At 69.3% G+C, this 25,836-nt stretch carries 17 protein-coding genes, 1 tRNA gene and 2 pseudogenes; 13 read left to right on the top strand and 7 right to left on the bottom strand.

Translation table 11 applies throughout. The annotated features are described in order from the left end of the window. Positions 1-40 precede the first annotated feature (40 nt). The 5 genes from ACZ6ZP_RS11560 to ACZ6ZP_RS11540 are packed head-to-tail and all read left to right on the top strand — an operon-like array spanning position 41 to position 6,008. Positions 41-268 (top strand): 4Fe-4S dicluster domain-containing protein, encoded by a 228-nt coding sequence (locus ACZ6ZP_RS11560; protein ID WP_190086068.1) that lies wholly within the window; start codon positions 41-43, stop codon positions 266-268. A 14-nt stretch (positions 269-282) separates the two neighbouring features. Continuing rightward, positions 283-1,647: an ABC transporter substrate-binding protein gene (locus ACZ6ZP_RS11555; protein ID WP_469406516.1), complete on the top strand. Its 1,365-nt coding sequence runs from the start codon at positions 283-285 to the stop codon at positions 1,645-1,647. Further along, positions 1,644-2,480: an ABC transporter permease gene (locus ACZ6ZP_RS11550; protein WP_469406514.1), complete on the top strand. Its 837-nt coding sequence runs from the start codon at positions 1,644-1,646 to the stop codon at positions 2,478-2,480. Before ACZ6ZP_RS11555 ends, ACZ6ZP_RS11550 begins: the two co-directional genes overlap by 4 nt. Positions 2,481-2,484: 4 nt before the next feature. After that, complete coding sequence (locus ACZ6ZP_RS11545; RefSeq protein WP_361460973.1) at positions 2,485-3,291, top strand: ABC transporter ATP-binding protein; 807 nt, start codon at positions 2,485-2,487, stop codon at positions 3,289-3,291. A 14-nt stretch (positions 3,292-3,305) separates the two neighbouring features. Further along, entirely contained in the window at positions 3,306-6,008 is a 2,703-nt protein-coding gene (locus ACZ6ZP_RS11540) for a fumarate reductase/succinate dehydrogenase flavoprotein subunit (protein WP_469406511.1), read from the top strand. Between the two features lie 261 nt (positions 6,009-6,269). Here the strand turns inward: ACZ6ZP_RS11540 and ACZ6ZP_RS11535 are convergent, their stop codons facing one another. Further along, positions 6,270-8,372 carry a glycoside hydrolase gene (locus tag ACZ6ZP_RS11535; protein ID WP_469406510.1) on the bottom strand — a complete coding sequence of 701 codons (2,103 nt, stop codon included), beginning with the start codon at positions 8,370-8,372 and terminating at the stop codon, positions 6,270-6,272. An 86-nt stretch (positions 8,373-8,458) separates the two neighbouring features. Here ACZ6ZP_RS11535 and ACZ6ZP_RS11530 point away from each other — a divergent pair, with 86 nt between their 5' ends. Both ACZ6ZP_RS11530 and ACZ6ZP_RS11525 read left to right on the top strand, forming a co-directional pair. Beyond that, positions 8,459-9,994 (top strand): hypothetical protein, encoded by a 1,536-nt coding sequence (locus tag ACZ6ZP_RS11530; protein ID WP_469406509.1) that lies wholly within the window; start codon positions 8,459-8,461, stop codon positions 9,992-9,994. Positions 9,995-10,466: 472 nt separating this feature from the next. Beyond that, complete coding sequence (locus tag ACZ6ZP_RS11525; protein ID WP_469406507.1) at positions 10,467-11,747, top strand: YeeE/YedE family protein; 1,281 nt, start codon at positions 10,467-10,469, stop codon at positions 11,745-11,747. Between the two features lie 68 nt (positions 11,748-11,815). On the opposite strand, the gene ACZ6ZP_RS11520 is transcribed toward ACZ6ZP_RS11525, so the two are convergent. The 4 genes and pseudogenes from ACZ6ZP_RS11520 to ACZ6ZP_RS11505 all read right to left on the bottom strand — a co-directional run. Next, the gene (locus tag ACZ6ZP_RS11520; RefSeq protein ID WP_469406505.1) at positions 11,816-12,514 is read right to left on the bottom strand and encodes a HEAT repeat domain-containing protein; all 699 of its coding nucleotides are present in this window, start codon (positions 12,512-12,514) and stop codon (positions 11,816-11,818) included. A 151-nt stretch (positions 12,515-12,665) separates the two neighbouring features. Further along, a complete protein-coding gene (locus tag ACZ6ZP_RS11515; protein ID WP_351161627.1) occupies positions 12,666-13,295 on the bottom strand; it encodes a TetR/AcrR family transcriptional regulator in 630 nt (209 codons plus the stop codon). A 14-nt stretch (positions 13,296-13,309) separates the two neighbouring features. After that, positions 13,310-14,959 (bottom strand): DHA2 family efflux MFS transporter permease subunit, encoded by a 1,650-nt coding sequence (locus tag ACZ6ZP_RS11510; RefSeq protein ID WP_469406503.1) that lies wholly within the window; start codon positions 14,957-14,959, stop codon positions 13,310-13,312. 10 nt (positions 14,960-14,969) lie between these two features. After that, positions 14,970-15,266: pseudogene (locus tag ACZ6ZP_RS11505) on the bottom strand (chorismate-binding protein); the annotation flags it as partial. A gap of 827 nt (positions 15,267-16,093) precedes the next feature. Between ACZ6ZP_RS11505 and ACZ6ZP_RS11500 the strand changes: the two are divergent. Both ACZ6ZP_RS11500 and ACZ6ZP_RS11495 read left to right on the top strand, forming a co-directional pair. Next, positions 16,094-16,660, top strand: coding sequence for a hypothetical protein (locus ACZ6ZP_RS11500; protein ID WP_469406502.1), 567 nt, complete (start codon positions 16,094-16,096; stop codon positions 16,658-16,660). 21 nt (positions 16,661-16,681) lie between these two features. Then, positions 16,682-19,147 carry a hypothetical protein gene (locus ACZ6ZP_RS11495; protein ID WP_469406500.1) on the top strand — a complete coding sequence of 822 codons (2,466 nt, stop codon included), beginning with the start codon at positions 16,682-16,684 and terminating at the stop codon, positions 19,145-19,147. 335 nt (positions 19,148-19,482) lie between these two features. Here the strand turns inward: ACZ6ZP_RS11495 and ACZ6ZP_RS11490 are convergent, their stop codons facing one another. Then, complete coding sequence (locus ACZ6ZP_RS11490; RefSeq protein ID WP_469406497.1) at positions 19,483-19,935, bottom strand: hypothetical protein; 453 nt, start codon at positions 19,933-19,935, stop codon at positions 19,483-19,485. A 181-nt stretch (positions 19,936-20,116) separates the two neighbouring features. On the opposite strand from ACZ6ZP_RS11490, the gene ACZ6ZP_RS11485 reads away from it, so the two are divergent. Further along, positions 20,117-23,677 carry a WD40 repeat domain-containing protein gene (locus tag ACZ6ZP_RS11485; protein ID WP_469406495.1) on the top strand — a complete coding sequence of 1,187 codons (3,561 nt, stop codon included), beginning with the start codon at positions 20,117-20,119 and terminating at the stop codon, positions 23,675-23,677. Between the two features lie 280 nt (positions 23,678-23,957). Beyond that, positions 23,958-24,185, top strand: a pseudogene (locus ACZ6ZP_RS11480) (tyrosine-type recombinase/integrase); the annotation flags it as partial. A gap of 99 nt (positions 24,186-24,284) precedes the next feature. Here the strand turns inward: ACZ6ZP_RS11480 and ACZ6ZP_RS11475 are convergent. Then, positions 24,285-24,358: transfer RNA gene (locus tag ACZ6ZP_RS11475), tRNA-Pro, on the bottom strand. A gap of 108 nt (positions 24,359-24,466) precedes the next feature. On the opposite strand from ACZ6ZP_RS11475, the gene ACZ6ZP_RS11470 reads away from it, so the two are divergent. After that, complete coding sequence (locus tag ACZ6ZP_RS11470) at positions 24,467-24,982, top strand: DUF309 domain-containing protein (RefSeq protein WP_469406493.1); 516 nt, start codon at positions 24,467-24,469, stop codon at positions 24,980-24,982. 30 nt (positions 24,983-25,012) lie between these two features. Next, entirely contained in the window at positions 25,013-25,813 is an 801-nt protein-coding gene (gene cobF / locus ACZ6ZP_RS11465) for a precorrin-6A synthase (deacetylating) (protein WP_469406492.1), read from the top strand. Positions 25,814-25,836: the final 23 nt, after the last annotated feature.

The raw sequence follows: 25,836 nt of genomic DNA, 5'->3' as shown, positions 1-25,836 counted from the left end.
CACTGACATCTCACCCGCCACCTCTTTCCGGGAGACAGCCATGCCTCTGGCCCCCCAGCGCGCCGACGTGCCCGTGACCATCGACGAGTCGAAGTGCATCGACGGCTGCACCCTCTGTGTCGACATGTGCCCGCTCGACTCGCTCGCGATCAACCCGGAGAGCGGCAAGGCCTTCATGCACGTCGACGAGTGCTGGTACTGCGGGCCGTGCGCGGCCCGCTGCCCCACGGACGCGGTCACGGTCAACATGCCCTACCTGCTCCGGTGAAGGCGGTGAACCCCATGAAACGCACGAGGAAACGCACGTCTCTCACCGCTGTCCTGGCAGCCGCCCTGCTGAGCATCCCCCTGGCGGGCTGCGGCGGGGCGCGCGCGGGCGATCCCGGTACCGTCACCGTGACCATCGGCTATCAGTCCAAGACCATCAACACCGTCACCGCGGGCACGCTGCTGCGGTCGCTCGGCTACTTCGAGCGCGAACTCGCCGCCCGCGGCGAGCGTGAGGGCGTCACCTACAAGGTGAAGTGGCAGGACTACGCCACCGGCGCGCCGATCACCGCGCAGATGACCGCCGGGAAGATCGACATCGGCTCGATGGGCGACTTCCCCCTCCTGATCAACGCCGCCCGCGGCACCCAGCTGAACCGGCCGACGAAGCTCGTCTCCGTCACCGGCTACAACCTCCGCGGCGGCCTCAACACCATTGTCACCGGCACCGGTTCGAAGCTCTCGGCGCTGAAGGACCTGCGCGGCAAGAAGGTCTCCACGAGCGTCGGCTCGGCCGCCGACGGCACTCTCGTACGGGCGCTGCGGCAGGCGGACATCGACCCCGAGAAGGACATCCGCAAGCTCAACCAGCAGCCCGCCGTGGGTGCTTCGGCGCTCCAGGCGGGCAGCGCGGACGCGCTCTCGCAGTTCGTGGCGTGGCCGGGTCTTCTCGCCTTCCAGGACCGGGCCCGTGCACTGTACGACGGTGCGGAACTGGACCTGCCGACCTTCCACGGGGTCACCGCGCGGGAGGACTTCGCGAAGAAGCGGCCCGGCGTCCTGGGAGACTTCCTGCGCGCGCAGGCCAAGGCGACCGCCTATCTCAACGAGCGGCCGGTCGCGGCCGCCGAGTCGGTGGCGAAGGCCACCGGTCTGCCGCCCGAGGTCGTCTACCTCTACAACGGCGCACACGGCATCGCCACCTTCGACACCACGATCAAGCCCGCGCTGGTGGCCGCGCTGAAGAAGGACGTGCCCGTCCTGAAATCGGCGAAGCTGGTGGGCGACGTGGACGTGGACCGCTTCGTCGACGATCGGTACGTGAAGAAGGCGTACGGCGACGACTACGCCACCGCGCTCACCACTGCCCCCGGGCCGCCCCGCAGCGAGCTCTGGCTGAAGGGCGAGAACAAGACCCGGTCCTTCGCCACCCCGGCCGGGTTGCTGCGCCACGCAGCCGCACAGCAGGGCAAGGTGCGCGCCGCGTACGTACCCGACACCACCACCGGGACGCCCTGGTTCGCCGACAAGGCGGTGTGGTTGGCCGACGGCACGAAGCTGCTGCCCTTCGTCACGCCCTCCGCCGCCCGCGCCTACGCCGAGGCACATCCGGGCGCTCGTACCGTCTCGTACAACCAGGCCCTGAAGCAGGCGTCATGACGTGGCGTCACCTCCTGCGCGTTCTGTCGATCGCCGGAGCGCTCGGCCTGTGGCAGCTGCTGACCGCCTTCGACGTCCAACTGTGGCTGCGCTTCGAGCAGTTCCCCACGGTCGTCGACGTGACGCGGGAGCTCGGGCAGCGCATCGGCAGCGACGCCTACTGGCAGGACCTCACCGACAGCCTCAGCCGCATCGTCACCGGCTTCGCGCTGGCCGCCGTCGCGGGGGTGGCCGTCGGCACGGCGATCGCCCGCTCGCGCCTGGCCGCCGATCTGCTCGGCCCCGTCCTCGAAGTGCTGCGGCCCATACCGGCGATCGCCCTGGTGCCGGTGGCGATCCTGCTCTTCCCCAGCAACGAGCAGGGCATCGTCTTCATCACCTTCACCGCGGCGTTCTTCCCCGTCATGGTCTCCACCCGGCACGCGGTGCGCGCCCTGACCCCGGTCTGGGAGGAGGCGGTCCTCACGATGGGCGGCGGCCGGTGGCGCGTCCTCGGCTCGGTGGTCCTGCCGGGGGCGCTGCCCGGCATCCTCGGCGGGCTCTCCGTGGGCATCGGCGTGTCGTGGATCTGTGTGATCTCGGCGGAGATGATCTCCGGCGAGTACGGCGTGGGCTACCGCACCTGGCAGGACTACACGGTGGTCGACTACCCCGGCGTCCTCGTCGGCATGGTGACGATCGGCGCGCTGGGGTGGATGACGTCGACGGCGGTGGAGGTACTGGGCCGCCGGGTGACGCGGTGGCTGCCACGGACGGAGTCCCGCGTCGAGACGCCCGTGCGACCGCGCCGATCCGTTCGTATGCGCCGAACCGGCGTCCACAAGGAGGCGTGACCCCATGACCACTCCCCCCGAAGTGACCACGACGACCCCCGAATCCGCCCTCGCCCCCGTCATCGCCCCGCCGCGCGGCACCCGGCTCACCCTGCGCGACGCGTCGATCGGGCGGGAGGGGACCGCCGTCATCGACGGGCTCGGACTGGACGTCGCGCCCGGCGAGATCCTCACCGTCGTCGGCCCTTCCGGCTGCGGGAAGTCCACCCTCCTGCGCACCCTCGCCGGGCTGCTGCCTCCGCTCGGCGGAGAGGTCGCCCAGGACGGGGAGCCCATCACCGCGCCGCACGCCGAGCGGGCACTGATCTTCCAGGACGACGCGCTGCTGCCGTGGCGCACCCTGCGGGCCAACGTCGAACTGCCGCTCGCCATCAAGGGGTTGAGGCGGACCGAGCGTCGCGCCCTGGCCGACGAGTGGCTGGAGCGTGTCGGCCTCGGCGGGCACGGCGCCAGACTCCCGCACCGCGTCTCGGGCGGACAGCGCCAGCGGGTCCAGCTCGCCCGCGCCCTCGTGGGCGAGCCGCGGGCCGTCCTCATGGACGAGCCGTTCGGCGCGCTGGACGCGCAGACCCGGGCCGGGATGCAGCAGTTGCTGGCCGACGTGCTGCGCGGCACGGGCGCGACCGTCGTCTTCGTCACCCACGACGTGGACGAGGCGCTCTTCCTCGGCGACCGCGTCGCGCTCCTGGGGGCGGGCCCGGGACGCGTCCTGCGCGTACTGGACGTCCCGCGCCCCCGCGACCGTACGTCCCACGGCGACCCCGCCACCGTCGAGCTGCGCCGCACCGTTCTGACGTCCCTCGGCACCTGAGAGGCCCTCCTTCCATGCAGATCCCCGCAGTCTCCGACGCCCAGGAGCTCTCCTGCGACGTCCTCGTCATCGGCGGTGGAACGGCCGGCACGATGGCGGCTCTCACCGCTGCCGAGCAGGGCCGGAACGTCCTCCTCCTGGAGAAGGCCCACGTCCGCCACTCCGGCGCCCTCGCCATGGGCATGGACGGCGTGAACAACGCAGTGATCCCAGGCCGCGCCGAACCCGACGACTACGTGGCCGAGATCACCCGCGCCAACGACGGCATCGTCGACCAGTCCACCGTCCGCCAGACCGCGACCCGCGGCTTCTCGATGGTGCGGCGCCTGGAGTCCTACGGCGTGAAGTTCGAGAAGGACGAGCACGGCGAGTACGCGGTGCGCCAGGTGCACCGCTCCGGCTCGTACGTGCTGCCGATGCCCGAGGGCAAGGACGTCAAGAAGGTCCTCTACCGGCAGCTGCGCCGCCGCGAGATGCGCGAGCGCATCCGCATCGAGAACCGCGTGATGCCGGTGCGGGTGCTCACGGCGGACGGCAGGGCGGTCGGCGCGGCCGGATTCAACACGCGTACGGGCGAGTTCGTGACCGTGCGCGCCGGTGCCGTGATCCTCGCGACCGGCCCCTGCGGCCGCCTCGGCCTGCCCGCCAGCGGCTACCTCTACGGGACGTACGAGAACCCCACCAACGCGGGTGACGGCTACGCCATGGCCTACCACGCGGGCGCCGAACTCACCGGCATCGAATGCTTCCAGATCAACCCGCTGATGAAGGACTACAACGGCCCCGCCTGCGCCTACGTCGCCAACCCCTTCGGCGGCTATCAGGTCAACCGGCACGGCGAGCGGTTCGTCGACTCCGACTACTGGTCGGGCCAGATGATGTCGGAGTTCGCGGCCGAACTCGCCTCCGACCGCGGGCCGGTCTATCTCAAGCTCAGCCATCTGCCGGAAGAGTCCATCAGCGCGCTGGAGAACATCCTGCACTCCACCGAGCGCCCGACCCGCGGCACCTTCCACGCGAACCGCGGTCACGACTACCGCACCCACGACATCGAGATGCACATCTCCGAGATCGGCCTGTGCGGCGGCCACTCGGCGTCGGGCGTCCGCGTGGACGACCACGCCCGCACCACCGTGCCCGGTCTGTACGCGGCCGGGGACCTGGCCTGCGTACCGCACAACTACATGATCGGCGCGTTCGTCTTCGGCGATCTGGCGGGCTCGGACGCCTCCCGATTCACCGCGTACGAGGGAGAGTTGCCCTCCGATCAGGTGCGGGACGCGCATGAACTGATCTACCGCCCCCTGCGCAACCCGGACGGCCCTCCGCAGCCGCAGGTCGAGTACAAACTGCGCCGCTTCGTGAACGACTACGTCGCCCCGCCCAAGTCGGGTGCCCGGCTCTCCCTGGCCGTGGACCACTTCGAGCGGATGCGCGGCGAGATCGACGCGATGGGCGCGCAGACCCCGCACGAGCTGATGCGCTGCGCCGAGGTGCACTTCATCCGGGACTGCGCCGAGATGGCGGCCCGCTCCTCCCTCGCCCGCACGGAGTCCCGCTGGGGGCTCTACCACGAGCGCACGGATCACCCGAAGCGCGACGACGACGGCTGGCTGCACCACCTGGACCTCCGCAAATCCCCTTCCGGGGCGATGGAGTTCACGGCACGCCCGGTGGCGCCGTACCTGGTCCCGGTGGAGGAGTTCACGCCGGGCGGCGGCGCGTCACGCCATCTGGGAGAGGTGCACCCGGAGCAGGTGGCCACGGCCGGGCAGCGGGACCTCGCCCCCGTGGGTTCGGGAACCATCCGCACCGACACCACTACGTCACGGGAGACGGCCGTGGCCTCCCACTCCCCCCGCATCCTGGAGCTGCTCGCCCTCACCGAGAACGAACCCGAACTCCCGCTGCTGCGCCCGTTCTTGACCGATCCGGACCCCGCCGTGCGTCGGGCGGCCGTGGCCGCACTCACCGAGACCGTCCCCACGGGTACGGGCCCGGCGCTCGCCGGGACGCTCGCGGACCCCGATCCGGCGGTGCGCGGCGCGGCTGCCGCGTCTCTGCGCGAACTGGTCGAAGTCCTCGTCGCCGAGCCGGAGTTGTCCGACGCCCTGCACGCCGCCCTTTTCCTTGAGGACGCCCTGGTCCGGGCGACCGCCCTGGACGTCCTGCGCGCCCTGCGCCTCGGTGAAGCCACCGCCTACGCCCGTGCGCTCGCCGACCCGGACATCGAGGTCCGTATCGCGTCGGTCCGCGCCCTGGTCTCGGTCGGTGCCCTCGACGCCGTCGCCCGCGCCCGCACGGACCCGGCCCGCGAGGTCCGTGTCACGGTGGCGCGCGGCCTGGACACGCCGGAGGCACTGTCTCCTCTGCTCCACGACACGGACGTCCTGGTCCGCGCGGCCGCGTTCACCGCGCTGGCGTCCGCGGGCTGCCCCACGCCGTACGACGCCACGGCGGTGGAGGCTCTCTCCGCCCCGCCCTGGCAGGTCCGCGCGGGTGCGGCCTCGGCACTGGGAGCGGCCGATCCCCACCGCGCCGTACCCGCCCTGTCCGGGGCACTGGGCGACCCCAACGCCGACGTCCGCAAGGCCGCGGTCCTGGCCCTCCTCCGCCACGGGGCAACCGAGGACGCCCGCACGGCACTCGCCACGGCGGTCCTGGACCCGGACGCAGACGTCCGCGCCTACGCGGCTCGGGCGGCCGCGCCTGCCTGATCGATGAGGCCGAGCGGGTCGGCGCCGAGCAGGTCGGCGCCGCCTGGGAGCAGTTGACCGGCTGGCCGCGCGTACGCGCCCCCACCTCGTTCGCCTCGCTGCTCAACTCCACGGCCAGCCCATACCCGACGTACCGCATCAGCAGGGCATCGACGGAGCGGATCTCCTGGTCCGTGGCAGGCCGAACCCGTCGATGCCTGGACGACGCCCTCGGGCACTGGACACCCATCCACTGAGCGGTCACCCGCCACCTGTCGGTCGTCAGCCGTCGGCCGGGCAGAGGCGACGCGGCTGCGGGTCCGCCTTCAACTCGGCGTCCACGCAACCCGCCGGGAGGCTTCCGTGCCGCTTCGTACCGAAGTTGGCCGTCACCGTCAGGGCGCCGTCGCCGAAGACCGAGCGCTGGACCATGTGGTCCTTGGTGAGCCGGCGGAAGTCGGTCATCCGTTCCGTGCCCGCCGCCTTGTGCAGCGGGGCGAAGTACCGCTGGAGTACGGCCATCTCCTTGCCCGTGGTCTCCAGATTCTTCTCGCCGAGAACGAAGTTGAGCGGCGTGTTGTAGAGCACGGACATCAGCGCGCGGTCCTTCTTCTGCGCGGGGAACTTGTTGTAGGGCATTTCCCAGCGGTCGGTGCTGATGAGGGAGTCGTGCAGCGCGGTCTGGTACAGCGGCACACGGTAGGCGGGGTCGTACATCGACTTCGCCAGCGACGCGGGAAGCGTGGTGGGCTTGAAGAAGAACCCGGGGGCGTCGTCCGGGTAGTAGGCGCCCCACTCCTTTTCCTTCTGGTACGGCCACAGGGTGTCGTTCACCGGCGTCTGAGATCCGTGCGAGAACGCGAGTGCCGGTGCCGACCAGGAGACGGCGGATTCCGATCCCAGGACGAAACCGTCCTCGTCGGCGAGCGTGCGCATGCGTTCCATGCGGTTGGCCCGGTCCTGCTTCTTGGTCATTGGGTGGTTCTCGGAGAAGTCCGCGAAGAGTTCTCCCGCCGCGTCGACGTCGAGGAAGACGCTGTTGACGCCGTTCTCGGTCATTTCCTCGACGTGCCGGGCGAGATAGGGATGATCGGCGGCGGACTTGGCGAACGCCTCCGAGCTGAGATAGCAGCCGCGGCCCCCGAAGCCCGTCTTGATCTCACCCTTCCAGTCGCGCACGCAGAAGTCGGGGTAGACCTTGTCCGGCCACTTCGACACCGGAGTGTCGGCGGTTTCCGGGTCCTGGCCGTTGGCGTAGGTGTCGTACGGGCCGACGAGATAGCCCTGCCGTTCGGCCTGTGCCACCGCTTCCTCGCTCATGGGGCTGCCGTCGGCGTCATAGCCGAGCCACAGCCGGGTGTTCCCCTGCTTGCGCAGCCTCTCGACGGCCTTGGTCCCGCGGGCGCCGCCCCACAGATAAGCGTGCTGGGCCCCGAGCAGCTTCTTGATCTCGGGGTTCTCGGTGATCTTCCGCTTGAGGGTGCGCAGTTCGCCGTGCTGACGCAGCCATCGGTGGTAGTCCCTGCCCGGCGCGATGGGGGAACCAGAGGTGAGGGCGAAGGTGACGGTGTAGCCGAGGGTCTTCTCCCGCCGGGAGAACGCGTGCTTGGCCGTCGCGCTCAACCGGCCGCCCGTCGATGCGAAGGCCAGTGAGCTGCCGATGCTCTCCGGCACGAGGTAGCTGACGCCGTGGCCGCCCGCGCTGTATCCCCACAGCGGCAGGGTCAGGGAGCCGGTGGCCAGTTCCGCCTCGGTGCCGGCCAGACCCGCCGCCTTCGAGTTCCAGAATCGGTCCGTGGCCGGCACGGAAAGTCCCTCGCCCCGGGGAATCTGCAGCGAGGCGTTCGCGGCCTCGGCGCCCCGCCCCTTGCCGTTGACGTCACCGGTGACGGGCCAGGCGAGGGTGCCGTCCTTCTCGGCCCGGACCGTCATCCGCAGCCGCCCCGCCTCACTGACCGCGGTGACCTGCAAACCCTTGGCGGGATACGACCACCGGGCGCGAGGCCCCTCCACTCGCACCCGGCCCGGCCTGCCCAAGTCGTCGGCCGCGGCGGCGGAGACGGGGACGAGCGCACCGCCCGCGGCCCGCCCCGTCACCCGCAGCGTGCCGGTGTCGACCGTGGTGGTGCCGCCTGCCACCTCGAAGTCCACGGCTCCGCCGTGCACCTCGGGGGGCCTGGCCTGCGCGGACTTGTCATCGGCGGCCACGACGACGGCGTACCCGGCCGATGCGGTGGTCCCGGTGACCACGAGCGCGACGGCCATTCCGAGACAGCGACGGCGTCTCCTGCGCCCGACGACGGCAGCGTCCCGGTGCCGTCCGCGGTCCGGCTCTCCGTGGCCTCCATCGCTCTTCCCCTGCGGGGCGTTCTTGGATTGGTCCATGATCGTGAGTATCCGAGGGGCACTTAAGAGGCTTCTAAGAGTCGATCCCCGCTCCAGCAGGCCCGACCGCACGAGACGGAGGCTCAGTGGCTCCCCGAAGCCCGGACTGTACGGTGACGACCCTCGTCGAGCTGCAAGGCGGCCGTCCGCAGTGGGAGAAGGCGCAGCGCCGGCTGGACGAACTGGGCTGGCCGTGCCACGAGTTGACGCCGAAGGAACGGCGCGTCGCCCGCCGGGCCCTCGATGCCGACCCCGCAGTGAGTGAGTTCCGCTGGGTGGAGGTGCCGGTCATCGGTTCCTCTTGGCGCGCGGACCGTGAAGCGGCGTGGCGCGTCACGGAACTGAGCAAGTCGGCACAGGCAGTCGTCTACGGCCGGCTGTTCCAGCGGGACGAGACAGACCGGCTCATGGAACCGGAGTGGCAGGTGTATGCGGCGGGGCGCCCGGCCGGGGATGCGGCCCGTCGAGCGCCAACTCGACGCCTTCTCGCGGCGGGACGCTGGATGGCCGCACGGTCGGGGTTGCTCGACGACCACGTCCGTGTGCACGCGGGCAGGGACGCCGCCCTGCACCTCGCCCGTCACATGCACCCGGATGGTCCCCGCGCGGATCTGTACGTGCGTCCCCTCGACGGACGCGGGCGAACGGGGACGGTCCAGCACCGGGAGGACGCCCTCAACCGGGCCCTCGCGCTGTTCATGGGACCGCTGTTCGCGATGGCGCTCTTTGTGACACTGGCCCGGCACACCCAGTCCACGACGGCCGTGGTGTGCTGGTTCCTGGCGCTCGTGTGCGCGGTCCCCGCCTGGTGGACGGCCTTCGCGCTGCCGCTGTCACGCACCCGGCTCCGCTGCCTGGCGGCCTCCGCCGTCGCGACCCTGGGCATGGCCTGCTACGCGCTGGGCGTCCCCGGGCTCTCCGACGGACTGCACCCGAAGTACGCGCTGACGGCCGCGGGCGTCGCCTTCTACGCGACCGGACTTGTCCTGCTGGGCCGTCGTCGGCGCTGGCAGGTCCTGTCCGCGGGTGCGCTGCCGCTCCTTGCCACCTTGCTCGTCGCCGCTCTCCCGCTCACCGGGCGAATCCTGCAGGACGGTTACGCCGACGAGCTGTCCCTGACTCCCGAGGAGACGGCGGTCAGCGGCGTATGGCAGATCGTCTCGGCGGTGAAGCTGCTGTGGCCCACGATCGGGGCGATCCTCTTCGTGGCCGCCACCTGGGGAATCATGCGCTACTTCCACTTCATACGCCCCAGGAGCCTGTTCGCCGCGACCTGCGCCGCCCTCTTCCTGGTCCTGGGCGTGACCCTGTCCGTCGACGCGACGCTCTCGTCACCGCAGCGGGCAGCCGAGCTCCTGAGAAAGGCCGCCGTCCAACACACGGCGGCCCCGGGGTACTTCGGCATCTCCACGGACTGGGCCTGCGTCCGGCCAACCGTGCCGGCCCGCTCCCTCAACGAGCAGGGCGGCACCCTGTCGCCCGACACCCCCTACCTCTCGTTCGGCGTCGCGGACGGCAGCGTCGTGCTGTGGAACCCCTCGGCCGAACAGCCGCTGCGCGTCCCGGCCGGGCAGGTGAAGCTCCTTCTCCCGGGCAAGCCGGGCCGCACCTGCACGCCGTGAGGGCCTGCTGCCGACACCTTTCGCAGCTTGCGCCGTCAGGCCAGCTCCTGGGTGGGAGCTGTTCCAGTCCGCCGGGGGCCGGGGCGGGTCGCGCCCCCCTCGCGGCGCCCTCGCGGCGCCCGGCCAGGAGGGCGTCCGGCCAGGAGGGGCGTCCAGCCGGGAGGGCGCCCGGCCAGGAGGGCGTCCGGCCAGGAGGGCGTCCGGCCGGGAGGGCGTCCAGGACGCATGTGCTCTCCCTGGGTGCTCCTTGTGTGTGCTCCCCATGTGTGCTCTCTATGTGAGACGGCGTTCCAGGATTTCCGGCGGGATGCCTAGGGTGGTGCGCATGTTCGGACCCGCTCGTCAGCTCGCTCTCGCGCTCTTCGCGGCCACGCCGTGGAGCGTCGACGACGCGCTCTGTCGCCGCTGACGCCTCGCCGCGCGCTCAGCGGCCATCGCCCGTCCGACCCCCCTCCCGTTCCCGGAGACACCCTTGACCACCGCTCCCGAAGCCGGGGCGCCGCCCCGCACCGCCGTGCTCGCCCCTGCCCCCACCTCCGTCTCCGCCCCTCCGGCCGAGGCCTTGCCGCCGGTCCGGCGCGTTCCGCTGGGAGTCGCGGGCGCCATCGGTGTCGCGCTCGCCGGCTACGTCTTCGCGGAGCACGGGGCGAAGCCCGGCGTCCTGCTGCTGCTCGGGATCGGCCTCGGGTTCGGCCTGTTCCACTCCCGGTTCGGCTTCACCTCCGCCTGGCGGCAGCTGGTGGCCGTCGGCAACGGCACCGGGCTGCGGGCCCACACCCTGCTGCTCGGCACCACGGCGACGCTCTTCGCCCTGATCATCGGCACCGGCAGCGGTCTGTTCGGTTCGGTGCCCGCGCCCAGTGCCGGGCCGATCGGAGTGGCGCTGCTCATCGGCGCCTTCCTCTTCGCCATCGGCATGCAGCTCGGCGGCGCCTGCGCCTCCGGGACCCTCTTCGCCGTCGGCTCCGGCCAGGGCACCATCGTGCTCACCCTCCTGGGCTTCATCACCGGCTCCACCCTCGCCGCCTGGCAGTTCGGCCTCTGGAACGAGCTGCCCGCGCTCGACCCGTACGTGCTGTCCGACCACATCGGCTGGTTCGGCTCCTGGGCGGTGACGATCGCCGCGCTCGCCGCGATCTGGTTCACCGCCCGCGCCGTGCAGGCCCGCCGCACTCCCCCGCCGGTCGGCACCCCGCCGTCGGCGCGCGGCGCCCTCCGCCGTACGGTGCGCGGTTCCTGGCCGCTGGCGGCGGGGGCCCTGGTCCTCGCGGTACTCGGCGCCGGCGTACTGCTCGTCTCGGGTGGTGCCTGGGGCGTCACCAGCGCGTTCGCCCTGTGGGGCTCGAAGGTCGTGGGCGCACTGGGCGGCATGCCGGAGACCTGGACGTTCTGGCAGCAGCCCGGCAGCGCGGCTCAGCTGTCGGGGCCGGTGCTCGCCGACAAGAACAGCCTCACCGACATCGGCATCATGGTCGGCGCGGCCGTCGCGGCGGCCGCCGGCGGCGTGTGGCGGCTGCACCGCACCATCCCCGCCCGTACGGCGCTCGCCGCGGTCATCGGCGGCATCCTGATGGGCGTCGGCGCCCGCCTGGCCGGCGGCTGCAACATCGGCGCCTACCTCGCGGGCATCGCCTCCGGATCCCTCCACGGCTGGATCTGGGCCGTCGTGGCCATCCTCGGCACCTGGGCGGGCCTGCGCCTGCGCCCGCTGTTCGGCCTGACCAACCCGAAGCCGACGGACAGCGTCTGCTGACCTGCCGACGCCCCGGCCCTCATCCCCGACTGCCCTCTCCCGGGTCAGCCACGGACGAGCTACGCGAGCTACGGAAGGACAGCACCGCCGGGCGGTCGGCCCTCGCCCCGGGCGGCGGCCCGCTTCGCCTTCTCGGTGGCTTCCCGGAGAGCGGCCTGACGGGTCTTCAGGAGCAGCTTGGTGGCGGCGGCGTGTTCGGCCACCGCAGGGTCGGGGTCGCCGGCGGCCTTGTCCAGGGCGGGTTCGACCACGTCGCCGAGGTCGACCAGGGCCCGGCTCAGGCTCAGTCGCAGACTGCGGTTGCCGCGGCCGAGCTGCCTGACCAGTTCGTCGGTCAGGTCCTGCTCCTCACCTTCGGGCACCAGGGAGACCGCGACGCGCCAGGCGGTCCGAGCGGTCTCGTCGTCGGCGTCACGCAGCATGTCGCGCGTGATCCAGTCCCACGCCCCCTTGTCGCCGATCTTGGAGAGGGTGTGCAACGCCTGACTACGGGCCTGGGCGCGCTCGGAGTCGAGTTCCCGGCGGATCCGCGGCAGGGTGATCTCCGGCGAGTAGCGCATCAGCGCCCAGGACAGCGTGTCCCGCACGAAGAGGTCCGGCTCGACCGCGCACCGCTCGACGAGCGTCTCCAGGAATCCGGGGTCGGGGGTCGAGCCGACCGCCATGGCAGCCTGAAGCCGGACCGACGGGTCCTCGGCGCTCAGGGCGTTGACCACGCGGGTGTGCCGCGGGGTTTCGTTCGTGTCGATCGAGTTGATCGGGACCACCTCTTACGTCGGCTCTTGCGTCGGCTCTTACTCGGCTCTTGCGGCTGGCGAGAAAACTTGTCGATGCGGCAGGGGCGGGGCCTCCTACGGGACCCCGGCCCCGATCCGGCTGCTCCGGTGTCGGGACGGGACGCCCCGTACGTACGGAGCGTCAGGATGAGGCGGGCGTCCGCAACATCGACGACAGTGTGCTGTCGAGGATGTCGGGGACGTCTTTGACCTTGAGGTGTCGTGCGTCGGCCTCGGCCGCCGCGGCGTGCAACAGGCTGTAGAAGGTGGTCACCAGCCAGGACAGCGGGAGGTCCGTGCGGAACACGCCCTCCTCCTGTCCGCGGACCAGGACCCGCTCCACCCGCGCGAGGACCTTCTCGTGGTGACTGCGGCGCCGGGCCGGGGCGATGACGCCCTCGGACGCGGCGAGCAGGAACGCATGGCGCTCGAGAATGCGCCAGCCGGACCGGACGAGCCGCGAGAAGGCCTCGTCGGCCGGTCCCTCGTCGAGCGCCTGGCTCTGCAGCGCCCCGTCCGCCTGCTCGACGGAGTGCGCGAGCACCGCGTCGAGCAGGTCCTCCCGGGACGGGAAGTGGGCGTACAGCGTGACCCGGCTGACCCCGGCCGCGACGGCGACCGCGGACAGGCTGACCTTGGGGTCCTTGCGGAAGCAATCGAGCGCGGCAGTGACGATGGACGCGATGCTGCGCTCCGCGTCCGCGCGTCGGCGGGGCTCTCCTCCTGGGGCACGACCGCCGGGGCGGCGTACCTTCTCATGCGGCGTGGACATGATGGGAGCGTAGGTCACCCCCTCTGACCAGGGGCCAGGTGCCGATCCGTGGCTTCGACGGGCTCGGCCGCGGACGGAGCATCGGACTGTTCCGGCACCCTCGCACCGCGCGCGTCACCGACCTTGCCCTGGGGGAACAGCAGCACCGCGACAACGATGCCGACGACGGTGACGGCGGCCCCGGTGAACATCGAGGGCGCCATCCCGGAGACGAAGGCGGAGCGCGCCAGATCGGCGAACGCCTCCCCCGCCTGGCCCGGCATCTCCCCGGCGACGGTGAGGGCGCCGCCGACGGAGTCACCCGCGGCGTCCAGGGCCGCGTCCGGGAGACCGGCGGCGGCCTTGCCGTCCGTCAGTTCGCTGCGGTAGGTGCCGGCCAGCAGGCTGCCGAGCACGGCCACACCGAGCGCCGACCCCAGTTGCACGGCCGCGCTGTTGGTGGCGGAGCCGACGCCCAGGTCGTCGTCGGAGAGGGACCCGACGATGGCGTCGCTCGTCGGGCCGATGATGAACCCTGCCCCGAAGCCGAGGAACAGCATCGCGGCCAGCGCCCGGCCGTAGCCGTCGCCGTCGCCGGTGGTCGCGAGGATCAGCAGGGAGACCCCGGCGAACGCGAGGCCGGTCGCCGCCAGCCGGCGGGTGCCCACCTTCTGGCCGAGGAAGGACGCGAGCGGGGCGGCGATCAGGATGATCAGGGCGGTGGGTGCGATGCGCAGTCCGGTCTCCCCCGCGTCGTAACCGAGGACGAACTGTAGGTACTGGACGATCACGAACAGCGCACCGAGCAGCGAGAGCAGTCCGAGGAAGACCAGGATGTTCCCGATGGCCAGGCGCCGGTGGGCGAAGATCCCCAGCGGCAGCATCGGCTCCTTCGCGGTGTGCTCGCGGCCGAGGAAGGCGGCCAGGAACAGCACGGCGACGGCGAAGCCGATCAGCACCGGCGCACTGGTCCAGCCCTTGGACGGGCCCTCGATGGTCGCCCAGAGGAGGGTGCCGATGCCCAGGACGGAGAGCAGGGCGCCCGGCAGGTCAAGTCGCCGGGCGACGGCGGCCCTGGAGTTCGGGACCATCGTGAACGCCGCGGCCAGGGCGAGGATGCCGATGGGTACGTTGATCAGGAAGACGGACCCCCACCAGAACTGCCCGAGCAACCAGCCGCCGACCAGCGGGCCCATGGCGAGGCCGACCCCGATCATCGCGGACCAGAGGCCGATCGCCTTCATCCGCTCCTTGGGGTCGGTGAAGACGACACCGATGATGGAGAGCGTCGCGGGCATGATCAGGGCTTCGCCGACACCCATGACCCCGCGGGCGATCATGAGCTGGGTCGTGCTGCCGGAGAACGCCGCGACGGCGGAGGCGCCGGTGAACAGGACCAGGCCGGAGAGGAAGACCGGCTTGCGGCCGTAGCGGTCGGCGAGGCTGCCGGCGAAGAGCATCAGACCGGCGGCCATGAGGCTGTAGATGTCGACCAGCCACTGCAACTCGCTGGTGGACGCCCCGAGTTCGCCGACGAGTGTGGGCAGGGCGACGTTCAGTACGGTGACGTCGAGCCCCACGATCAGCAGGCTCAGGCACAGCACCACCAGAATCGGCCGGCGCAGGGGGTGCCCGGCCACTCCCGGCGGGGCGCCGGTCGAGATCGGGGGCGACGCTGCAGTCACGACACGCTCCTTAACTTGAACACCACTGTTCAGTTTGAGGGTAGCGCGGGGCGAGCCTTACGTCGAACAATGCCGTAAAGGTTAGGTGGCTGGCGGTCGGTCGGGCGACGTGCGATCGCCACCGCCCCTGGGCCCGCACGAGCGTGCGCGAGACGCTCCGCGGCTTCTCGCAGGCCTCCTCGAACTCCCGCTCCGACAGCGACTGGTCGACGATGCCGCCGCCCGCCCGCAGCCACGTCCGCTCGTGCCGTCGGAAGACCGCGCGCAGCACGAGCGCGGCGAGCGACAACGCGGAACGGACCAGGCCGAGTTCACCGCGGAAGCCGGGCGTTACTTGCCGCTCTACTGGCGCCGCCGCCTCTCCTGGCCCGCGACTTCATCGAGACCGTCACTCTGAACGGAGGGCCAGTACATCCTCGCGGTCATCGAACACACCACCCGCCGTGTTCGCATCCTCGGCACCACCGCACACCCCACTGCGGCCTGGGTCGCCCAGGCCACCCGGAACCCGATGATGGACCTGACGGCCGCCCACGCCACCGTTGCTTGGAGTCTCGGCAGGCGCACAGCCGTCACCCCCCGACTGACGTCGCTCCCAGACTCCCGCTCCCAGGGAGCGCAGGGAGCGGCTCCCAGAATTGCCCCAAACACGAAATAGGGGCCATCCGAAGATGGCCCCTACCTGCGACGTTTCCGTCGGTACGACAGGATTTGAACCTGCGACCCCTTGACCTCCCAGGAGTAGGAGTCAGGGTACTTTCTGGACATAACATGCTTAATCGGGGTGGATAATGTGCATAACGGGCTCCGTCGTGCATCATCGCGCACACCGCGTGGTCCCCAACTGGTCCCCAACCCATCCCCGTAGAACCCTGCAACGGGACCCAGACCTCGCCGCGCTCTCGCCAGGCTGGCACCACAGCGCCACTGACCGCTCGCTCACTCGCACAGCAGCCGCGACTTCGAGCTGCCTCATCCGCCGGGCCCCTCTCGGCCCTGACGCGGTCACGCGTCACGTCTGCCCGCCCCGATCGTGGGTGGGCGGCTGCTCCACCGCGCACAGAAGATCGGGGCTCACAACGTTCCCGCCCACAGCAAGCGCCCGTTGTCAGTGGTGTGGGAGAGAATCCTTGTGTGGCGACTTTCCCTGAAACCGAACGCTATATCCAGTTTCTGCTTGAGCAGTTGGCGGGCCGCAACGAGCACCATGTGTTCGAGCAGATCGTGTTTCAGATTTCGCTGCGCCGGCTGAGCAGCAACATCGTGCCGGCTACCGGTCCGGTGAGTGCCGGCGGGGACCAGGGACGTGACGCCGAGTCGCACTACACAAACCTGCCACACGAGCTGCCCGGGGCGGGCGGGTTCATCGGGCGTGCCACCACGGAGCCCTGGGTCCTGGCGGCATCCGTGCAGAAGCCGCCGTTGGACGGGAAGATCCGCGACGACCTGAAGTCGATCTGCAGCCGAGGCGAACCCGTGCGCAGGGTGGCCTTCTTCGCGGTGCACGAAATCCCGGTGGCGGCACGGCACCGGCTGCAGCAACACGCGCGGGATACCTACGACGTCGCCCTGGACGTGTTCGACGGGCAGGCTGTGGCCGGCATGCTCACCCAGGGCGACCTGGTCTGGATCGCCCAGCGGTTTCTGGATCTGCCCTCGGCGATGATCCCGGACGAGCCGGCCGAGGCACATCCGGACTGATACTGCTCCACCCTGACCGCTTTGCGGGAGCGGCCGGGCAAGCGTCTGACGCCGGGAGCCCTGTCCGAGGTCCGGGACGGTTTGCGGCATGCGACCTTCGACGACGAGGCGCGGGTGGACCTGCCCGAGTGGCTCGGCTACGTCGGGGAATTCATCGACGCCGGGGACGGAGAGCTTGCCCTGCGGGCGCGCTACGAACGGGTGTTGGCCGAGCTGCGCGGGAAGAACAGCCTGGACGGTGTCGAAGCGGATATCCGGGCGGTCATCGACGCCGCCCTGTCCTCGGAGCGTGTCGCGCTCCTGGATGACGCGGGCCAACTGCTGCTGTACTGGGGCGGCGCCTGGCTGCGTCACATGGGTACGACGAACGCCGAGGAACTGCGCGAGCTGGACCTGCGCCTGCGGCAGCGTGTGGCCGTCTTGATCGAGGACACCGACGCCGCTGTCTACCCGGTACGCAAGGCGTCGCTCCTCGACGTGGCCGCCCGTCTGTGTCTGCACCCGCGCTGGCCGCAGGTCACACGCCCGGCCGCAGGGGTGCTACCCACCCCGCAGGAGACGACACGGCTGCGGCTGGCGGGTGAGATCGTGCCCGATGTCAGCCCGGCCAGCCGCCCGGTGGACGTCACCGAGGCGATGGACTGTCTGGACCAGCTGGTCGACCTGCTGCCGCAGGCCCGTGCCTTCCCGGTCGGCGGTGTGAGCGAGACGTTCCAGATGTTCGCACCCGCCCTCACCGAAGACCCTCGCTACGAGAAAATCCGCGACGCGCTGGACGCCGCGCAGGCAGACCTCACAGGCGACAGCAGTGTCGCTGCACGCTGCCGGGACCGTGCGATGGCATTCCTGCGCGCGGGCAGACCGTTGGACGCGCTGCACGAACTGCACGAGGTCAAAATCAATTGGTGGCACGGCGACACCCTGCGCGGCGCGCTGCTGACCATGCGCATGATCGGGAAGATCTACGGCGACCTGGACCTGCAGCAAGCCGCCCGGCAGTACGCACTGACCGCCGCCGCCGTCGCAGCCTCACCCACGGGCCAAGAACATGCAGACCTGCTGCCCGCCACATTGGCCCAAGCCATGGCCCATACCCACGCGGCGGGCCACTGGGGCGACGCCCTCGCTCTCGGCGGACTCGCCTTCATGGCCCACCACCTGTTCGCCGACACCCCGGAGGACTACCCCTCTCACGGCTACATCCAGCAACTCGACTTCCACGCCAGCATGGTGATGCTCAGCGCAGAGCGGTTCCGCCCCGCGCTCCTGCCGACCTTGCGCGAGCTCACCGATGCGGACTACCTGGCCGACCTGGACGAACACCTCCCGCTGATCCGGCCCAGCTTCGCGCAGACCGAGCAGCAGTTCATCCAGAACGCAGACGACCAGCTCACCGGAAGACCGTTCTCGGACGTGGGAGCACACCGAGATCTGAACTTCGCAACCCTGGGCACGACATGGCGGATCCGATGCGACAACACCCGCGCCACCGTCCTGGCAGCCGAGCGTTTCACCGCCGCGGTCCAGATCTCGCTTGCGGAACTCGCCCCGCACGATCCTCTGTTCTTTCCCCAGGACATCCTGGTCCGGGTGATCACGGGCACACCACTGAGCGGAGGGGACAGAGTCACCTTCCGGCCCAACAATCACGCCGTCGACTGCACCGTCATTCTCAGCCCCTACAACGCCTCTACCGACCACACAGCCTTCGAACACGAACTGTCCGCCACGGTGGTGCACCTGCTGGCCCACCTCAGCGCCAGGCCCACCGAGGCGTTCATGTCCCTGGTGGAGACAACATTCGCCCGCGGACTCCTGCACAAACTGATCAGCGGCCGCCCCTACGACGAAGCTGCCGGTCTGCTGACCGAGGCCCACTACGACGCTCTGCGGCAAACCGCTATGCCGCCGTGGTCGGACACGGCATTCCAGCCGCCCACCGCCCCGCAACTCTCCCAGCCCACGACACCGGGACCCGGCTACGACCGAACCAGAGCACTCGACATGATCCACGACAACTACACCGACCTGCCCCAGGTACTCAGCGAGACACTGCCCCGTGTCCTGGCCGACCCGGACACCCGCACAGGACTGCAGGAACTGCGCGAGGAAGGATGGCTCGACTGGCAGATCCTGGTGGCCCTGGCCAACATCGCCGCTAACCTGCGACTGCAGCAGGCCAGCCCGGACAGCATTCCCCGGGACTATCCCACCCGCTTCTTCCGGACACCGGAAAGTCACTACGCAACCGCACTGTCCCTGAACGCCTTCACCGCTGACAGCCTGCGCAAACAGATGGACGTGACTCTGCTGGCCGTCGCCCAACGCCGCTGGAATCTGGGCTCCGCTATGACGACCCCCAACCCGCAGGCGTTCAAGGAGCTGTTGACCACCCGCTACAACTACGCGACAGATGACGTTCCGCACCGCGACCTGCTCAACAGCGCCCCGGACGAGCGCGGGGTCCTGCTTCCTCCGGGTACCTGAGGAATGACCGGGTGAGATGCCCCAAGTTCGGTACGCGAAAGTGCGCCCTCTCATGGATGAGAGAACGGCCTCCGACCTGCGTTTCCGCATGATCGGGACGACAGGGTTTGAACCTGCGCCACGTCATCAATCAGGAGGTCGACGTGCTGGGCGCATCCGTCCGCTTCCCGGATCTTCACCACGGTCGACGCTACGATCAAGGTCCCTGCGCAGACCACTGGTCCCCAGAGCTGGTCCCCAAGTCAACCTCGCCGAGCTTTCGGACCAGTTGGAGGAGACGCTTGTGTCATCGCCGACGGGGCATCCGCGACGCACGTCCGAGGACCGCCGCCTGGTCAGGAGGCGGGTTCGCCAGGGACGGTCTTGGTGTGAGAACTCGCGACCCGCCGCCTGAGCTCGCGGATGGTGTCCTGCAATTGCCTGGAATCACTGCCGCACCACTCTGCTTCACTCTCCGGTTGCCAGGCCACCAGTTCGTCCAGGCGAGCGATCACCGTGGAGATCTCGGTTTCGGAGGTTCCGGTCCCGCGGTCGAATCGCCTTTTGGTGTCGTGCAGTTGGTGAGCCGCCCGATAGTAGGACAGTTGAGTTTCGCTGAGCCTGCGCATGGCGTAGCCGCCGCACTTGCTGCACCAGCCGAAGTCGGTGCGCGCCATGAGGTCGGCGACCGTGAGGAGGTCGTCGCCGGCCACGACCGCGCGTTCGTGGGCGTGTCGGCACAGCGGCGAGTGGCCCTTGCTCTCGACCAGAGGGCTGGCGTTGGTGGTGTAGAGCTGGGCTGCGGCCAAGGGACCCAGAGGGAGTCCACTGCCGCTTCGCCAACGGTCGCTGCCGGGAAGGCGCGAGGCTGCGGCCACCGCACTGGCACTGTTGACCCTGGACCGACGTCTCGACTGAGCACGTCTCAAGCATGACTCAGGAGCTGCTGATGGATAACGTGCCACCAAATCTAGGGGCGAGGGGGGATCAGTGACCAGACTGCGGGGGGTAGCGATCGGGCTGACGGTCGCTGTGGCTGTGTCGACTGCCCTGCTCGCCCTTGCGAGTAATTCGGCGACTGAGGACGCTCACTGGCCGGGCATTCTTGATGCGTTACGAGAGCATCCATGGCCAGCAGTTGCCGTCATGCTCACGGTGGCGACGGTGGCGACCATCTTGCTGACCACCGTTTCAACGCGCCTGTCCGCCGTCGAGGAAGATCCGCCAGCCCCTGGGCCGGCCGAGATACCAAACTGGGTAATCGGTCGCTCCCAAACCGAACAGGCCATCGCCGCCGTGTGTTCCTCCCGACGGGGAGCCGCCGGCATCACTGCGGTGCTTGAGGGCGCTGGCGGGTTCGGCAAGTCTACGATTGCCGATCTGGTCTGCGCGAACCGCAGGGTGCAGCGGCGCTTCCGCGGCCGAGTCTTTCGGGTCACGGTGGGACGTGACGTCCGCGGACGTGCAGCGATTTCGGCCAAGGTTGGTGAGGTCACACGCTTCATCACGGGCAATACCGAGGTGTTCCAGGACCCGGAGATGGCAGGTGCGCACCTTGGTCGCTTGCTGCAAAAACACTCCCGGACCCTTCTTGTGCTTGACGATGTGTGGGAGGCAGAGCAGCTCAGACCGTTCGTGATCGGTGGCAGCAATTGTGTCCGGCTGGTTACCACGCGTCGTCCGGCGATACTTCCCGGGGCGGGCCATCGAATCGTGGTTGATGAGATGTCCCCGGCGCAGGCACGTCAGGTGCTGCTGCGCGAACTCCCGCCGCTGCCTCCGGAATGTGTGGAGGAACTCCTGAGAGCAACGGGCCGTTGGCCTCTGTTGCTGCGTCTGATCAACAGGGCGGTATTTGCCGAGAGTAGCTTCGTCACTGACGAAGGCGAACCTTCCAGAATGACGGCAGCTGCGGCAGCATCACAACGCATTTTGCGGGAGATGCGCGCAGCGGGGCCGACGGCGGTCGACGACCCGTGGGAACTCATCGAGCTGGACGACCCGAGGCATCGGGCCAAAGCGGTGCGGGCCACCATCGAGGCCGCTGCCGGGTTGCTGCCGGAGCACGGCGGGGATCGATTTGCTGAACTGTCCGTGTTCGCTGCGGATGATGCCATCCCTCCGGCGCTGGTGGAAGCCTTATGGCAGAGAACCGCGGGGTTGAGCTCTACCGCTTCCCAAGCTCTACTCGGGAAGATTACAGGGCTATCTCTTGCCAATCCCGTTCAGGGGGCGACAGGGTCGCTGGCCCTGCACGATGTCGTACGCGACTATCTGCGAGCCGAACTCGGCTCTGAGCGTCTGACGCAGACCAACGAGACATTTCTGGACGCGTGCGCCGCCCTCCTGCCGTCTGATAATTCAGACCCGTCGGACAGCGCCCCTAGTGGACGTCAGTGGTGGCAGACGGGATATGGATATATCCATGACAATATCCTGGACCACTTGCTGATGGCCGGGCGGACTACTGAGGCCGAGGCAACGAGTGGCGACTTGCGCTGGGTGGAATCACGCCTCTTACAGCGGGGAGCGGCCGCTGCACAGAACGATTGCCTCCGTGTCCCTACGGAGGGCTCACGCCAGCGAGCTCGCGACATCGCGCGGATCGCCCACCTTCTGACGCCTACGAACCCGGCGCACGCTGTCGTGGGAATCCTTCATGACCGCCTTAGCCACCTCCCTGCCTGGCGCGAACAGATCGTCTTGCGTCGCGCCCAGGGAGTGAATCCCGTTCTAGTCAGTTCCTTCGAGCTGCCGGACCTCCCCGGCTCGGTCTCTGAACGTGCCCTCAATGGTCATAAAAACTGGGTCCACTCTCTTGCATTCTCACCCGATGGCACGCGACTGGCCACCGCCGGCGACGACAGATCCATCCGGTTCTGGGATCCGTCGAGCGGCATGACCATGAGCTCGCTACGGGTGAAGACGCTCGACCGCATCTGCGACCTTGCCTATTCACCAGACGGAGCGCAGCTGGCCACTGTCGGGACGCGAGTACGGCTCTGGAACATCGCCACCGGTAAAGTCGCCCACACCCTTCCCCGGCGGCACACACGCAAAGGCCGCCGCGTGGCATATTCACCCGTTGGCGGCCAACTCGCTACGGCTGGCTGTGACGAGACGGTGCGGATCTGGGATCCGGCCACTGGGGCCTCCATCGGCATCCTGACCGGACACACCGACAGGGTCCGCGCCGTGGCCTACTCGCCCGACGGTGCACAAATCGCTACGGCCGGCTACGACGAAACAGTGCGGATCTGGGATCCGCTCACCAGCGCCTCCATCGGCGTCTTGACTGGACATACCAACAAGGTCCGTACGGTGGTCTACTCCCCCGACGGAGCACTGATCGCTGCTGCGGGGAATCAGGGCGTCGCGTGGATTTGGGACGTGGCCAGCAGGTCTCTGGTCCATACACTCGACGGCCACACGGGCGCGGTCTCAAGAGTGGCCTTCGCACCCGCCGGAGGACAGCTGGCTACTACGGGCCATGACGGAAAAGTGCAGATCTGGGACCTGGCCACCGGCGTCATCTCCCAGACACTGACCCGTCACACTGGGAATCTGTACGCAATGGCGTACTCTCCCGACGGACGACGCCTTGCAACCGCCGGCAAGGACGGTGCCGTGCTGCTCTGGGACCCGAACGGCTCGTTCGACGACTCCCGCTCCGCATGTGTGAGGGCCCTCGCCGTTGCACCCGATGGCACTCAGGCCGCTCTCGCTTTTCCCGGCCCAAACCATGCACTGCACGTTTACGAACTGGCTACCGACACGCTCCGCGCTTTCGCTGAACACCCTGATCGGGTACGCACGGTGGCCTACGCACCTGTCGAAAGCCATGTCGCGACCGGTTGCGACGACCATATTGTTCGTATCTGGAACCAAGAATCTGGCACCCTGGTACGTTCCCTCACAGGGCATACCGATTGGGTGAACGCGGTGACCTACGCCCCGAATGGAACCCAACTCGCCAGCGGGGGCGATGACTCCATGCAGCTATGGGACCTCGCCACAGGATCCGCCAAGACCCGCGTAAGGGCCAAAGTACTCGCGTTGGCATACTCCCCCGACGGAAGCCAGCTTGCTGTTGCAGTCGGCTTCCGCATTTTGATCATCGCTCCGGACTCCGGCAAGCCCAAGTACCGTCTCCGCCACCCCGGCAAGGTGAAGGCTCTGGCCTATTCGCCCGATGGCACCCGACTTGCTTCCGGAGACAAGGACGGCTATGTGCGGGTGTGGGACGCAGTAGCACCTGCGAGACCTACCTGTCTCCTCGAAATTCGCGGCCACAATAATCATTTGAGCCGAGTTTCAGATTTCGTCAATTCTTCGGTCACTGTAAGAGCCCTAGCCTACTCACCTGATGGCGCCTATTTGGCAACAGTCAGTGACGACCACTCCGTGCGGATCTGGGATCAACACGGGGTGTCGATCGCCATGACACGAACCGAACAGACACTCACTTCTCTCGCCTGGATCGGGGGTACTTCCTCTCGCCGCCTCATAGGTGGCGGCCGGGCTGGCGCGTATATCTGGGACTTGCTGTAACCCTCATAAGGGCGTGCAGAGAATTGACTTGCGGATTGGTGCCCAAGACCGGCCCGGCGGCCCCGCGTCGGAGCGCAACCCGCATTGATCCGCCCAAACCGGCTCCACCTTGTCCACTCCGACTCTGTCGGCCGTGGCAGGGCACTCCTCGTCCAGCCAGGTCCTCACCTGTCCGTCGCGCTGTCGACCTAGCCACCGCTGCCCACTGCAAGAAGCCTCCGTCGCTCAGTACCCGGGGCATTCCTGCACAGCCCGGAGCGTTCGATTGCGACAACGGCCGATGCGCCGTCACGACCTCCGGCACACCGGCCTGACCTGGTTCGCCGACGCCGGAGTGCAGATCCACATCCTGCGACGCATCGCCGGCCACGGATCGCTGACCACCACCCAGCGCTACCTGCACCCGGACATACACAAGATCTCGGCTGCCGGAACCGCACTCACCGCACACCTCGGCGCGTTGTGCGCCCCACGTACCCTGCCGAGCCCGCACGCCCTCACTCGTTGACACCGGTCAAGGAACGCCGGTCCTCAAGTGGTCCCCAAAAACGATTAAGGGCCGGTTTCGGATTGCTCCGAAACCGGCCCTGACCTCGACTCTCTCGAGTCGGGACGACAGGATTTGAACCTGCGACCCCTTGACCCCCAGTCAAGTGCGCTACCAAGCTGCGCCACGTCCCGATGCGCGTGTCTCGCGGTGTTCTGCGTGATCGCGCAAACAGAACTTTACCCCACGTTCGGGGGTGGTCCGCTCCCCCCGGCGGACGCCTGGCGAGGGACAATCGGCGTATGAGCACCGCACCCCGACCCGATGACCGTGACCGTGACCGTGACGAGGAAGGGCGGGCCCGCAACGCGCGGCCGCGTGATGGGCTCGGGCGGCCGTTGCCGTACGGCACCGAGGGGGTGGAGCGGCAGCCCGAAGGGGTGACGCGTACGCCGGAGGAGACAGTCGCGCAGGCGCAGGCCCTGCTCGACGCGGGGCGGCCCTTTCACGCGCACGAGGTCTTCGAGGACGCCTGGAAGTCGGGGCCCGAGGAAGAGCGCGACTTGTGGAAGGGGCTCGCTCAGCTGGCCGTTGGGCTGACCCACTCCGCCCGCGGCAACATCACGGGCGGGGCCCGGCTGCTGCTCAGGGGCGCGGGTGCGATCGGCGCGGGGACGTGGGGGGAGCGGCCCCACGGGATTGATCTGGACGGACTGGTGGTGTGGGCGCGGGAGTTGGCACGGTCCTTGGAAGGGGACGGGCCCACGATCGACGCGGCCGAGCACGCCCCACGGCTGCGCGGGGCCGGCAGCGCGTGACGCCGTAGGGCCGGGTGGCAGACTTTCGCCGTGCGAAAGATTCATGTCATCGGCATCGGTGCGGGCGACCCCGACCAGTTGACCCTTCAGGCCGTCAAGGCCCTCAAAAGCACCGACGTGTTCTTCATCCTCGACAAGGGCGAGGAGAAGGACGACCTCGTCCGGCTGCGGCGTGACATCCTCGACGCGCACTGCGGTGACGGCGGTGGCGGCAGTGACGGCGCCTACCGCGCCGTCGAGGTGCGGGACCCCGCGCGTGACCGGAAGGCGGGCGGTGCGGACTACTCCCCCGCCGTCGCCGAGTGGCGCAGCCGCCGCGCGGACATCTACGAGCGGCTCATCGGCGACGAGCTGGGCGATGACGAGTCAGGCGCGTTCCTGGTGTGGGGCGATCCCGCGCTGTACGACAGCACGCTCGGCATTCTGGAGGAGATCCTCGACCGGGGTGCGGTGACCTTCTCGTACGACGTCGTGCCGGGCATCAGCAGTGTCTCCTCGCTCGCCGCCAGGCACCGCACCGGCCTGAACCGCGTCGGCCGCCCCGTGCAGATCACCACCGGGCGCCGCCTCGCCGACGGCGGCTTTCCCGAGGGTGTCGACGATGTCGTGGTGATGCTCGATGCCCAGCAGGCCTTCCGGCAGTACCAAGAAGGTCACGCAGGTGGCCGCCTGTACATCTACTGGGGTGCCTATCTCGGGACCCCCGACGAGATCCTCGTCTCCGGGCCGCTCGACGAGGCCGCTCCCCGCATCGAGGCCCTCCGGGCCGAGGCGCGCGAGCGCAAGGGGTGGATCATGGACACCTATCTGCTGCGCCGCAACCTGGACTGACCGAATGGGCGCGGTCGGCCCGT

Source organism: Streptomyces sp. NPDC054047, assembly GCF_055585065.1.
Note: the sequence above shows the minus strand (reverse complement) of the source record. Positions and strands in the feature narration are given on the sequence as shown.

Bases quoted from the DNA above. Each gene is read 5' to 3' on its own strand.
- ACZ6ZP_RS11470 (WP_469406493.1), top strand. From the start codon at position 24,467: ATGAGCACCGCACCCCGACCCGATGACCGTGACCGTGACCGTGACGAG.
- ACZ6ZP_RS11540 (WP_469406511.1), top strand. From the start codon at position 3,306: ATGCAGATCCCCGCAGTCTCCGACGCCCAGGAGCTCTCCTGCGACGTC.
- ACZ6ZP_RS11535 (WP_469406510.1), bottom strand. From the start codon at position 8,372: ATGGACCAATCCAAGAACGCCCCGCAGGGGAAGAGCGATGGAGGCCAC.
- ACZ6ZP_RS11555 (WP_469406516.1), top strand. From the start codon at position 283: ATGAAACGCACGAGGAAACGCACGTCTCTCACCGCTGTCCTGGCAGCC.
- ACZ6ZP_RS11560 (WP_190086068.1), top strand. From the start codon at position 41: ATGCCTCTGGCCCCCCAGCGCGCCGACGTGCCCGTGACCATCGACGAG.
- ACZ6ZP_RS11515 (WP_351161627.1), bottom strand. From the start codon at position 13,295: ATGTCCACGCCGCATGAGAAGGTACGCCGCCCCGGCGGTCGTGCCCCA.
- ACZ6ZP_RS11550 (WP_469406514.1), top strand. From the start codon at position 1,644: ATGACGTGGCGTCACCTCCTGCGCGTTCTGTCGATCGCCGGAGCGCTC.
- ACZ6ZP_RS11545 (WP_361460973.1), top strand. From the start codon at position 2,485: ATGACCACTCCCCCCGAAGTGACCACGACGACCCCCGAATCCGCCCTC.